This is a genomic window from Streptomyces sp. NPDC059897, assembly GCF_042730865.1.
Lineage (GTDB): Bacteria > Actinomycetota > Actinomycetes > Streptomycetales > Streptomycetaceae > Streptomyces.
In genome coordinates, this window is record NZ_JBHWKQ010000005.1 from 299,807 (window position 1) to 311,692 (window position 11,886).

Annotated in this window: 7 protein-coding genes; 2 read left to right on the plus strand and 5 right to left on the minus strand. The window is 73.0% G+C overall.

Annotated features, from left to right (window positions below):
• Window positions 1-96 precede the first annotated feature (96 nt).
• The 5 genes from ACFV9W_RS08920 to leuS form a co-directional block, all read right to left on the minus strand.
• Window positions 97-2,685 carry a ComEC/Rec2 family competence protein gene (locus ACFV9W_RS08920; protein ID WP_385757067.1) on the minus strand — a complete coding sequence of 863 codons (2,589 nt, stop codon included), beginning with the start codon at window positions 2,683-2,685 and terminating at the stop codon, window positions 97-99.
• Window positions 2,686-2,711: 26 nt separating this feature from the next.
• Window positions 2,712-3,701 carry a helix-hairpin-helix domain-containing protein gene (locus ACFV9W_RS08925; RefSeq protein ID WP_385757038.1) on the minus strand — a complete coding sequence of 330 codons (990 nt, stop codon included), beginning with the start codon at window positions 3,699-3,701 and terminating at the stop codon, window positions 2,712-2,714.
• Window positions 3,702-3,831: 130 nt separating this feature from the next.
• Window positions 3,832-4,680 (minus strand): DegV family protein, encoded by an 849-nt coding sequence (locus ACFV9W_RS08930; protein ID WP_385757040.1) that lies wholly within the window; start codon window positions 4,678-4,680, stop codon window positions 3,832-3,834.
• A 63-nt stretch (window positions 4,681-4,743) separates the two neighbouring features.
• On the minus strand, window positions 4,744-5,427 hold the full coding sequence (locus ACFV9W_RS08935; RefSeq protein WP_385757042.1) for a hypothetical protein: 684 nt from the start codon (window positions 5,425-5,427) through the stop codon (window positions 4,744-4,746).
• 185 nt (window positions 5,428-5,612) lie between these two features.
• On the minus strand, window positions 5,613-8,537 hold the full coding sequence (leuS, locus tag ACFV9W_RS08940; RefSeq protein ID WP_385757044.1) for a leucine--tRNA ligase: 2,925 nt from the start codon (window positions 8,535-8,537) through the stop codon (window positions 5,613-5,615).
• Window positions 8,538-8,983: 446 nt separating this feature from the next.
• Between leuS and ACFV9W_RS08945 the strand changes: the two genes are divergently transcribed.
• Together ACFV9W_RS08945 and ACFV9W_RS08950 are read left to right on the plus strand one after the other, a co-directional pair.
• A complete protein-coding gene (locus ACFV9W_RS08945) occupies window positions 8,984-10,174 on the plus strand; it encodes a cytochrome b/b6 domain-containing protein (protein ID WP_385757046.1) in 1,191 nt (396 codons plus the stop codon).
• Window positions 10,171-11,748, plus strand: coding sequence for an NADH-ubiquinone oxidoreductase-F iron-sulfur binding region domain-containing protein (locus ACFV9W_RS08950; RefSeq protein WP_385757048.1), 1,578 nt, complete (start codon window positions 10,171-10,173; stop codon window positions 11,746-11,748). Before ACFV9W_RS08945 ends, ACFV9W_RS08950 begins: the two co-directional genes overlap by 4 nt.
• Window positions 11,749-11,886 lie beyond the last annotated feature (138 nt).

Here is an 11,886-nt window from a genome sequence, read left to right on the forward strand (position 1 = left end):
CTTCTGTATTCGACAGGCATTCGATCATCGTGGGCAGTTTCGAGGCAACATGTGCCCACATGGCAAGAACTCGACCCTGCGTCCGCGCCCGCGGTGCTATGGGAAGACCCGGAGCGCGTCCCCACCCCCTCCCACGACCGCGACCGCCCCGTCCCGGTCCGTCCTGAGCACGGCGGTCCCGCGCGCCCGCAGCGCCGCCAGCGTGCTGGGGGCCGGGTGACCGTACGGGTTGTCACGGCCCACCGAGATCAGCGCGACCCGGGGCCCGGCCCTGCGCAACAGCCCCGGATCCTGGTACGCCGAGCCGTGATGGGCGACCTTGAGCACGTCGACCGGGGGCAGCCGGGCCCCGGCGGGCGTTCTCAACAGGGCCCGCTGCGCGGGTGGTTCGAGGTCGCCGAGGAGCAGCAGGGTCATCCCCGCGACGCGGACGAGCAGGGTCACGCTCGCGTCGTTCGGCCCGTCCGGCGTCGCGGCCGGGTCCGGCGGGGGCCACAGCACCTGCCAGTCGAGCGGGCCGGCCCTGCGCCGCTCCCCCGCCGCCGCGCGCACCACCGGGACCCCGCGCACGGCTGCCTCCCTCCGTACGAAGGCCACCTGGCCCGGCGGCTCCTCGAACCCGGTCGTCTCGATCTGCCCGACGGCCCGCCCCCGCAGCACCCCCGCGAGCCCGGCCACGTGGTCCGCGTGGAAGTGCGTGAGCACCACCGCCGGGATCCGGGTGACGCCCAGCGAACGCAGACACCGGTCGACGAGCAACGGATCGGGTCCCGCGTCCACCACCACCCCGCTCCCCGCCCCCGCCGCGAGCACCAGCGCGTCGCCCTGCCCCACGTCGCACACGGCCAGACGCCAGCCGGCCGGCGGCCAGCCGGTGACACCCCGCACCAGCGGCGCGGGCCGCGTGACCACCAGGACGAGCAGCAGCGCGCAGATCCCGCAGATCCAGGGCGACCGGAGCACCCTGCGCCCGGCGAGCACGAGGAACACCGTGCCGAGCGCGAGGAGGGCCCCGCCGCGCCAGCCGCCCGGCCAGTCCACCCCGCTGCCGGGCAGGGCGGCCCCGGCCCTGGCGAGGTCCGCGATCCACCCCGTGGGCCAACCGGCACACCAGGCCAGGGCCTTCGCCACCGGCATCGCGAGCGGCGCCGTCGCCAGCGCCGCGAACCCGAGCACGGTCGCGGGCGCGACCGCGAACTCCGCGAGCAGATTGCACGGCACCGCCACCAAGCTCACCCGCGCCGCGAGCACCGCGACGACCGGAGCGCACACCGCCTGCGCGGCAGCGGCGGCCCCCAGCGCCTCCGCGAGCCGCCCCGGCACCCCGCGCCGCCGCAGCGCCGCGCTCCACCGCGGGGCCAGCGTCAGGAGCGCGCCCGTGGCGAGCACCGACAACAGGAACCCGTAACTCCGCGCCAGCCACGGGTCGTACAGGACGAGCAGCAGCACCGCCGTGGCCAGCGCGGGGATCAGGGATCTGCGGCGCCCGGTCGCCACGGCGAGCAGCGCGATCAGCCCGCACGACGCCGCCCGCAGCACGCTCGGCTCGGGCCGGCACACCACCACGAAGCCGAGCGTGAGCGCTCCACCGAGCACCGCGGTCGTCCGCAACGGCAGCCCGACCCGGGGCGCGAGCCCACGCCGCTCCACGAGTTGGGCGGTGCCGGGCGGGCCGATCAACAGGGCGAGCAGAATCGTGAAGTTGGCCCCACTGACGGCCATGAGGTGCAACAGGTCCGTCTCCTCGAAGGCGACGTGCAGCTCCGGTGTCACGCGCGCCGTGTCGCCGACGACCAGCCCGGGGAGCAGTGCGCGCGCGTCCGCCTCAAGCCCGTCCGTGGCCTCGCGCAGCCCCGCCCGCAGCGCCCCGGCGACCCGCTGCGACCGGCTCGGCGCCCCCACGACCCACGCCCGCTCCCCGCTCCCGACCCGCAGCACCGCCGCGACCCGGTCCCCCGCGACCATCGGCGGCGCGAGGCTGCCCCGCACCCGCAACCGGGTGCTCGGCAGCACGGCAAGCCATGAACGGCCGCGCACCTGCGGCGGCTTGTCGGTGGCGCCCGGGGAAAGGGCATCGCTGGTGGCTCCCGGGGAAAGGGCATCGCTGTCACCCTTTGCCGCCCTGTCCTCCTTGCCTCCCCCGCTCACCACGACCAGCACCGGCGCCCGTGTCCGCGCTTCGCCCCCGTCCGTCCCCGTCACCCGCACCACGTCCGCCTCCACCAGCACCGACGTCGGCGCCGCGTGGTCCCCGCGGACCCTCGGCCGGGTGAGCCGGGGATCGGAGGTCACCTCCAACTCGGCCTCCACCCGGGCGAATCGGGACCCGAATTCGGGCACGGGACCGCGCCGCAGGTCGGCCCCGTGCAGACCGGCGGAGGTCGCGGCGGCGGCAATGCACAGGAGCAGCGCCGCCGCCGACGGACCCCGCCAGCCCGGCACCCCGCCCCGGGCCCCACCGCGCCCCGCCAGCAACAACCCCGCCCCACCGACCGCACACACCACCGCCACGAGCCCCGCCCACCACGGCGAACCGGTCACCGCCAGCGCCGCCGTGCCCCACGCCGCGAGCGCGGGCGGCACCAACCGCAGGTCCAGCGGCCCCTCTTGACGCGGATGCGCGTCACCGAGCCGGCCCGCCACGGACGGCGCCTCCCGCTCACCCCTCAAGGCCGTGCGGTTCATGGCCGTGCGGTTCATGGCCGTGCGGTTCATGGCCGCACGAGATTCTGCAGATCCTCGAAGCGGCGGTCGCCGATGCCATTGACCTCGCGCAGTTCGTCGACGGAGCGGAAACCGCCGTGCTCCGTGCGGTAGTCGACGATGTGCTGCGCCAGCACGGGGCCGACGCCCGGCAAGGTGTCGAGCTGTTCCAGGGTGGCCGTGTTGAGGCCGACCGGGCCCGCCGGCTCCGACGCTCCCGCGGACCCACCCGCGGGCGCTGCGGCCGCCGTCGCGGGCTCGCCCACCAGGACCTGCTCGCCGTCCACGAGGAGCCGCGCCCTGTTGAGCCCCGCGGTGTCCGCACCGGGCCGCACCCCACCGGCTGCCCGCAACGCGTCCGCGACACGGGACCCGGCGGGCAGCCGACGCACCCCTGGCCTGCGGACCTTCCCGCCGACGTCCACGACGACCCCGGCGGCACCGGTCGCCACGGGCCCCGGCCCCGAAGCGCCCGGGGAGACGCCGCCGCCCGGTGGCTCCACGGCTCGCGGCGCCGCCGCCCGCACCGTCTCGGGCGCCCGCACCTGCTGCGTACGCCCCGCCCAGAAGTGCTGCACGGCGAAGAGCCCCACCACCGCGACGAGGACGGCCAGCGCAACGGCCCCGCGCCGCTCGACACCGCACCGCGTCTGCACCCACAACGGCAACCGGTCCCGCACGGCGAGCACGGCACGCTGCCTCGACGAGGGCACCGACGCCGCCCGTTCCGGTGGCACCACCGCCTCCGGTGACACCGACGCCGATTCCGACGCCGCCGCCGACACGACACGTCCCGGTACCCCCGCCGACGGCGGTGGCGCGAACAGCGCCTCCGCCCGCACCCGGGTCCGCTCCGCCTCGACGCGCCTGCGCCGCGCGCGCCGCCGCGCCACGTGCCGCTGCCGGGCCCGGCTGTCGGAAGTGCGGCCGTCGGAAGTGCGGCCGCGCCCCGGCCCGCTGGATGCGTACGTCGCCCGTGTCCGTGATCGAAGTTCCATGACACGAGACGTTAGGCAGCACGCCACCCACGAGTGGATCTTGCTCAATTCCCGGGGAGAACCCGGCAGTTGTGGAAAACCCCGCCACTCACACGAGCGACGACGGAGCGCCCGTCATCGGGCCGCCTCCCTACGTCCTGGGCGAGACCACGGCCCCCAGCAGCCCCGGCCCCGTGTGCGCCCCGATCACCGCGCCCACCTCGCTGACATGCAGCTCGGCCAGGCCCGGCAGCCGCTCGCGCAGCCACTCCGCGAGTGCCTCGGCCCGCTCCGGCGCGGCCAGATGGTGCACGGCCACGTCCACCTGCGCGCTGCCCGCCCGCTCGGCCACGATCTCCTGCAGCCGCGCGATCGCCTTCGACGACGTGCGGACCTTCTCCAGGAGTTCGATGCGGCCGCCGTCGAGCTGGAGCAGCGGCTTGACCGCGAGCGCGGACCCGAACAGCGCCTGCGCGGCGCCGATCCGGCCGCCCCTGCGCAGATAGTCCAGCGTGTCGACGTAGAAGTACGCCGAGGTGCCCGAGGCCCGCTTCTCCGCCGCGTTCACCGCCTCGTCGACGGTGCCTCCCGCCTCGGCCGTCTCCGCCGCCGCGAGCGCGCAGAAGCCGAGGGCCATGGCCACCATTCCGGTGTCCACAACGCGGACCGGTACCGGGGCCTCGCGCGCGGCCAGCACCGCGGCGTCGTACGTCCCGGAGATCTCGGCGGACAGGTGCAGCGAGACGATGGCGGTGGCGCCGGACTCGGCCACCTCGCGGTAGGTCTCGGCGAACAGCTCCGGGCTGGGTCTCGACGTCGTCACCGACCGGCGCTTCTGCAGCGCCTCCGCGACCGAGCGGGCGGAGATCTCCGTACCCTCCTCGAGCGCCCGGTCACCCAGGACCACGGTCAACGGCACCGCCGTGATGCCGTGGCGCTCCATCGTCCGCTGCGGCAGGTAGGCCGTTGAATCGGTGACGATCGCGACATGGCGGGACATGCACCGGAGATTACCTGCCGCGGCCGGTGCACGGCAGCCCGGCCCCTACCCTCCGGCATCGGTTCAAGTCGTGCTCTCCGGGCGGGGTTTCTTCTCCCACGGGTACACGGGGCGTACACCTGGCGGAGTGATCGCGGCCCGGTTCCGCTCCCTGTCCCGCTCCTGCGCGGGGCCGGGACCGGCGGCCGACTCCTGCGCGGGCTCCGACGTCCAGTGCCGCAGCGCCCCGGCCTCCAGGTCGATCTGCGAGCTCAGCGCGTCCAGGTCGTCGCTCGCGAACCGGCCGGCCCGGTCGCGGGCCGCGTGCCGCAGCGCGTCGGCGGACCGCGTGATCTGCTCCGTACGGGTCCTGAGCTCCGGCAGCACCCGCGCCACCTGCCCCTTGTCGGGCTCGCCCTCCAGACGCTTGAGCTCGGCGTCCACTTCGTGCCCGTGCGCGCTCAGGCGCTCGAAGAGGCCGAGGGACTCCTTGAGCGAGGGGTCCTCGGCCACCCGCTCGTGCAGCGCGTCCTGCGTGGCACGCATGGAGGTGCGCAGCTTCAGCCGCAGCTGTGCCACCTCGGCCGCCGCGCCGGGCTGCGCGAAGCTCTTCGCGCGCAGCGTGGTGTCCTCCACCGCCCGCCGCGCCTGCTCGACCTTGCGGTCCACCCCGCGCTTGGCGGCGCCGACGGCCTTCACCGTCATGTATCCGCCGAACGCCAGGAAGGCGACGAAAATCAGCGCCATGATCACTAGCACGGTTTCCATCGCGCTCTCCTTCAGGTCGCCCCGCTCAACCGGTCTCTCCACCGTAAACGGAACGGGCAGGCCGAGGGTTCCAGCGGAACCCCCAACCTGCCCGTAGGGAACAACCCCGAGACCGTTGCGCGCAGACGATCACGCGCTGACGGTCACGCGCTGACGGTCACGCGCTGACGATCATGCAAGGACGCTTACGCGGGCACGATGTTCACCAGCTTCGGCGCCCGCACGATCACCTTGCGGATACCGGCACCGTCCAGCGCCGCGACGACCTTCTCGTCGGCCAGGGCGATCTTCTCCAGCTCCTCCTCGGAGATCGCCGGGGAGACCTCCAGGCGGGCCTTGACCTTGCCCTTGATCTGGACGACGCAGGTCACGGCCTCGTCGACCACGTACTCGGGGTCGGCGACCGGGAAGTCCTGGTGGACGACGGAGTCGCTGTGGCCCAGCTTGCGCCACAGCTCCTCGGCGACGTGCGGGGCCAGCGCCGCGACCAGCAGCACCAGGCGCTCGGCGACGGAGCGCGGCAGCGGGCCGCCCGCGTACGACTTGACCAGGTGGTTGTTCAGCTCGGTGACCTTGGCGATCGCGGTGTTGAACCGCATGCCCTCCAGGTCGCCGCGCACACCGTCGATCGCCTTGTGCAGGGCGCGCAGCGTGGCCACGTCGATGTCCGCCTCGGGCACGTCCACGACGGTGGCCTCGCCGGTCGTCTCGTCGACGATGTTGCGCCACAGGCGCTGCAGCAGCCGGAACTGGCCGACCACCGCGCGCGTGTCCCACGGCCGGGAGACGTCCAGCGGGCCCATCGCCATCTCGTACAGACGCAGCGTGTCCGCGCCGTACTCGGAGCAGATCTCGTCCGGCGTGACGGCGTTCTTCAGGGACTTGCCCATCTTGCCCAGCAGGCGGGAGACCTTCTCGCCCTGGTAGTAGTACGCGCCGTCGCGCTCCTCCACCTCGGCGGCCGGTACGGCGATCCCGCGCGCGTCCCGGTAGACGTACGCCTGGATCATGCCCTGGTTGTACAGCTTGTGGAACGGCTCGGCCGACGAGATGTGGCCCAGGTCGAACAGCACCTTCGACCAGAAGCGCGCGTACAGCAGGTGCAGTACGGCGTGCTCGGCGCCGCCGACGTACAGGTCGACGCCACCGGTGGGCATGCCCTCGCGGGGGCCCATCCAGTACTGCTCGATCTCCGGGTCGACCAGCTTGTCGCTGTTGTTCGGGTCCAGGTAGCGCAGCTCGTACCAGCACGAGCCCGCCCAGTTGGGCATGGTGTTGGTCTCGCGACGGAACTTGCGCGGCCCACGGCCGTCACCCAGGTCCAGCGTGACGTTGACCCAGTCCTCGTTGCGCGACAGCGGCGTCTCGGGCCGGGTGTCGGCGTCGTCCGGGTCGAAGGTGCGCGGGCTGTAGTCCTCGACCTCGGGCAGCTCCAGCGGCAGCATCGACTCGGGCAGCGCGTGGGCGATGCCGTCCTCGTCGTAGGCGATCGGGAAGGGCTCGCCCCAGTAGCGCTGGCGGCTGAACAGCCAGTCGCGCAGCCGGAAGTTGACCGTGCCCGTGCCGATGCCCTTGCGTTCCAGCCACTCGGTCATGCGGGCCTTGGCGTCGGCGACACCCAGGCCGTCCAGGGAGATGTCCTCGCCGGCGGAGTTGACCAGCTTGGCGTCGCCCGCGACGAACGCGTCGTCCCACGTCGCCGGGTCGGTGCCGCGGTCGTCCGACGGCTCGACAACACACCGCATAGGCAGCTCGAAAGCGCGCGCGAAGGCGAAGTCGCGGCTGTCGTGCGCCGGGACGGCCATGATCGCGCCGGTGCCGTAGCCCATCAGCACGTAGTCGGCGATGAAGACCGGGACCTGCTCGCCGCTGACCGGGTTGGTCGCGTACGCGCCGGTGAAGACGCCGGTCTTGTCCTTGGCCTCGGCCTGGCGCTCGACGTCGGACTTCGAGGCGGCCTGCTTGCGGTAGGCGGCGACGGCCTCGGCGGGGGTCGCGTGACCGCCCGTCCACACGTCGTGGGTGCCCTCGGGCCAGGCGGCCGGGGTGATCTTCTCGACCAGGTCGTGCTCGGGGGCCAGCACCATGTAGGTGGCGCCGAACAGGGTGTCCTGGCGGGTCGAGAAGACGGTGATCTTCTCCTGGCCGGAGCCGTCGGCGTCCGGCACCGCGAAGTCGATCCGCGCGCCCTCGGAGCGGCCGATCCAGTTGCGCTGCTGCAGCTTGATCGCCTCGGGCCAGTCCAGGCCGTCCAGGTCGTCGATCAGGCGGTCCGCGTAGGCCGTGATGCGCATGTTCCACTGGCGCAGCTTCGACTTGAAGACGGGGAAGTTGCCGCGCTCGGAGCGGCCGTCGGCGGTGACCTCCTCGTTGGCCAGGACGGTGCCCAGGCCCGGCGCCCAGTTCACGGGCGCGTCGGAGGCGTACGCCAGGCGGTACTCGCCCAGGATGTCGGCGCGCTCGCGCTCGCTCAGCCCGCTCCAGGAGCCGCCGCCGGGAACGGCGCGCTCACCGGTCTCGAACTGCTGGACCAGGTCGGCGATCGGACGGGCCTTCTTCAGGTCGTCGTCGTACCAGGAGTTGAAGATCTGCAGGAAGATCCACTGCGTCCACTTGTAGTACTCCGGGTCGATCGTGGCGAACGACCGGCGCTTGTCGTGGCCCAGGCCCAGGCGGCGCAGCTGCGCCTTCATGTTGACCATGTTGGCCTCGGTCGACGCGCGCGGGTGCGTGCCCGTCTGCACGGCGTACTGCTCGGCGGGCAGGCCGAAGGCGTCGAAGCCCAGGGTGTGCAGCACGTTATGCCCGGTCATGCGCTGGAAGCGCGCGAAGACGTCGGTGGCGATGTAGCCCAGCGGGTGGCCGACGTGCAGGCCCGCGCCGGAGGGGTACGGGAACATGTCCATGATGAACTTCTTGGGCCGCGACGCGACCGCCCGGTCGGCCTCGGTGGACCCGGCCAGGTCACCGCTCGGGTTGGGCGTCTCGTACGTGCCGTCGGCGTCCCAGAAGTCCTGCCAGCGTGCCTCGATGTCGGCGGCCATGGCCGCCGTATAGCGGTGCGGCGCGACCGCCGCCTCGGAAGCGGCGGCGGTGTTCGTCTCGCTCATGATCCTCAAAGCTCCATCGATCGTCTCTGCCAGCGGCCAGTGCTCAGGAAGTCCCGTGCTTAGGAAATGAAAAAGCCCCTCGCACAGGAGGGGACGCCGCGCCGATTCCGACCACTCACCCCGGGGGCGGGTCGGGACTGATCAGCGCGGCTCGCTAAGCAGAAGGCGTACGGCACGCATGGCGTCAGGGTACCGCAGCCCTCGTCCGGCCCGCGACGGGCTTCCCCGCGGCCCGCCGTACCCCAGGGATTACTCGGCGTACCGCCCTCTATCAGGACAACGCAGAGAGCAAACATCTCGTAGATAACAGCGAGATAACTCAAACCCCGTACTGCCCGGTATGCCTCGATCTAGAGTGCGGGCCGTGGGACCACCGTGCCGAACCGTTCGGAGTCACCCCCATGAACCCTCGAACCTCTCGCTCCCTGAACTCCCTTCGTACGCCGATGAGTTCACGTAACCCCGGCACCGGCCGTCGCAGGAGAACGGGGCTGCTCATCGCGGGCGTCCTCCTCCTGTTGCCCGTACTGGTGTCCATCGGGAGCGACGCCGTGCGGGCGACGCTCGACTTCGGCGCGGGCGTGCTCTCGCTGGTCTCCCTGACCTCGTCCGTCGTCTGGGGCCTGGTCGCCTCCGACCGGGTCTTCCTCACCTCGCGGCAGCGACTGCTCGCGCAGGCCGTGCACCGGATCACCGCGGTCGCCGCGCTGGTCTTCCTGCTGCTGCACATCAGCGTGAAGCTCGCGCTCTCGCACGTGACGCTGCTCGGCGCGCTGATCCCGTTTTCCGGGGGCTTCAGCGGCAGCGCGGGCCTGATCGGCCTGGGCGTGACCGCCGGACTCCTCATGATCACCACAGGGGTCACGGGCGCGCTGCGCAGCTCCATGGCCTCCCCCGCCCGGCTCGCCGCCCGCTGGCGCGCGACCCACATGCTCGCCTACCCGGCCTGGTGCTTCGCCCTCATGCACGGCCTGTACTCGGGCCGGCCCGCGAAGGGTTACGTGACCGTCCTGTACTGCCTGGCGCTGGTCGCGGTGGCCGGCGCGATCGCCCTGCGGGCGTCGCCGCAGGCCGTGCGCCGCAAGGTGGCGGTGCGCATCCTCGAATTCCTGGACGCGGGACCGCGCGCGAGCGGCACCAGGCGGGCCGGTTCCCCCCTCCCGCAGCCCCGCCCCGAGCCCGCACCGCGCACCTTCGATCCCGCTCCCCCGATACCGACACAGCCACCGACGCCGACACCTACGCAGTCCGACATCGGCTTCGCCGCCGCCTACCGCGCGGTGTCGGCCCTCCCCCGCTCGGAGCTGCCCACACAGTCGGTCCCGTACGTGGAGCAGCACTCGGCCCCCTACGTGGAGCAGTACGCGCAGCCCACGGCACCCGCACCCACCGAACGCTGGCCCGCCCCCTCCCCGCCCCCACCGGCCCAGGCCCCACCCTCCCTGTACGACCCGACGTACGACACCCCCTACGGAGGCGTTCCCGGCTACCCCGCCTCCTACGGAAACAGCACGAACCACGGCGCACACGAAGCCCCCTACAAGGAAGCGCCCGATCCCACCGAACCGCTCCCCGGCCCCTACCAAGCACCCGCTTCCGGCGAGCCCTGGACCACGCCCTACGGAGGCACGCAGTGAACACCGCACTGCCCGACGTCCCGGAAGTCCGGGTCGTCGGTCTTCCCCAGCTCACTTCGGGGTTCGACCTCGTGGAGCGGCTCGACCTCGACATGCACCTCAAGGTGCACGGACCACTGGAGCCCATGGCGGGCGAACAGCTCGCGCAACTGGCCCAGGCGATATCCCTGCGCGGCCGCGGCGGCGCAGGCTTCCCCTTCGCCAAGAAGCTCCGCGCGGTCGCCGAGTCGGCGATCCGGCGCGGGGTGCGCCCGGTGGTCGTCGTCAACGGCAGCGAGGACGAGCCCGCCTGCCGCAAGGACACGGTCCTGATCAACCGGGCCCCGCACCTGATCCTGGACGGCGCCCTGCTCGTCGCGGAGGCGATCGGCGCGCGCACCCTCGTCGTCGGGGTGACCCGCGACTCCACCGAGGCGTCGATGCAGGCGGCGCTCGCCGAGCGCGGCCTGTCGAACCGCCGCAATTCGCCGCTACGCGCGCGTGTGCAGCGCAATCCGGTGCGCATGGTCACCGGCGAGTCCTCCGCCCTGATCCGCTCGGCGGACGGCGGCCCGCCGATGCCGCCGGGCCGCAAGGTCCGCGCCTCCGACTCCGGGGTGGGCGGCGCCCCCACGCTGCTGTCGAACGCGGAGACCTTCGCCCAACTCGCCGTCGCCGCCCGCACGGGAGCCGAGCGCTACTGCCGCACGGGCCTGCACGACGAGCCCGGCACGGTCCTGCTGACGCTCTCCGGGGCGGTCGCACGCCCGATGGTCCTGGAAGTGCCGTCCGGCGTCCCGCTGCGCTACGTACTCCAGCTCGCGGGCGCTCCCCCGCTCCCCCAGGGCGTCCTCACGGGCGGCTATCACGGCAAGTGGCTCGACGGGGTCGGCGCACAGGACGCCATCGTCTCCCGCGCCTCCCTGGAGGCCTCTGGCGGCGCGCTCGGCGCCGGGGCGATCCTGCCGATCGGGCCCGACACCTGCCCGCTCGGCGAGGCCCTGAAGGTGGCGCAGTGGCTGGCCTCGGAGAGCGCGGGCCAGTGCGGCCCCTGCTACCTGGGGCTGCCCGCGGCGGCGCGCGGCCTGGAGGACGTGCTGAACGGTGGCGGGCCGGCCGCCCTTGAGGCGCTGCGCGAGGTCACGCGCGCGGTGAAGCGGCGCGGGGCGTGCAAGCACCCGGACGGTTCGGCGGCGTTCATCGAGTCGACGATCTCGGCGTTCACGGACGACCTGGCCGCGCACGTCCTGGGCGCCGGCTGCGGCCGCCCGGTGCTCGGTGTGCTGCCGCTGCACGCGGAGGCGCCGGCGAGCTCGACGCCCAGCGGGAAGCGGCTCGCCGTCGACTGGACGCTGTGCCGGGGGCACGGCCTGTGCGCGGACATCGTGCCGGAGCTGCTGCAGTTGGGCCCCGACGGCTTCCCGACGGTCGCGGAGGCGGCGGTGCCCGCCTACTCGGAGGCGAACGCGGTACGGGCCGTGCGCCGCTGCCCCGCGCTGGCGCTGCGCATCGAGGAGGACGCGTCGGCGGCCCCGCTGGACCGGCGGCCCGCGCGCCCCGCACTCCCGCCCGGCCGCAGCCGGGCCCGGCGGTAACGGGCCCCGGGCGCACAAGAAGGCGGGGCCAACCAATAGGTAGTCACGACAAAACATTTATGTGGGGCTAATGAGTAAAGAAATCCATAACAACATAAATAGATTAACGCGGGCAAACCACAGAAGTATAAACCAAAA

What these genes read in the sequence shown, in the direction of transcription:
- ACFV9W_RS08920 (WP_385757067.1), bottom strand. Translation starts at nt 2,685, where the DNA reads ATGAACCGCACGGCCTTGAGGGGTGAGCGGGAGGCGCCGTCCGTGGCG.
- ACFV9W_RS08925 (WP_385757038.1), bottom strand. Translation starts at nt 3,701, where the DNA reads ATGGAACTTCGATCACGGACACGGGCGACGTACGCATCCAGCGGGCCG.
- ACFV9W_RS08930 (WP_385757040.1), bottom strand. Translation starts at nt 4,680, where the DNA reads ATGTCCCGCCATGTCGCGATCGTCACCGATTCAACGGCCTACCTGCCG.
- ACFV9W_RS08935 (WP_385757042.1), bottom strand. Translation starts at nt 5,427, where the DNA reads ATGGAAACCGTGCTAGTGATCATGGCGCTGATTTTCGTCGCCTTCCTG.
- leuS (WP_385757044.1), bottom strand. Translation starts at nt 8,537, where the DNA reads ATGAGCGAGACGAACACCGCCGCCGCTTCCGAGGCGGCGGTCGCGCCG.
- ACFV9W_RS08945 (WP_385757046.1), top strand. Translation starts at nt 8,984, where the DNA reads ATGAGTTCACGTAACCCCGGCACCGGCCGTCGCAGGAGAACGGGGCTG.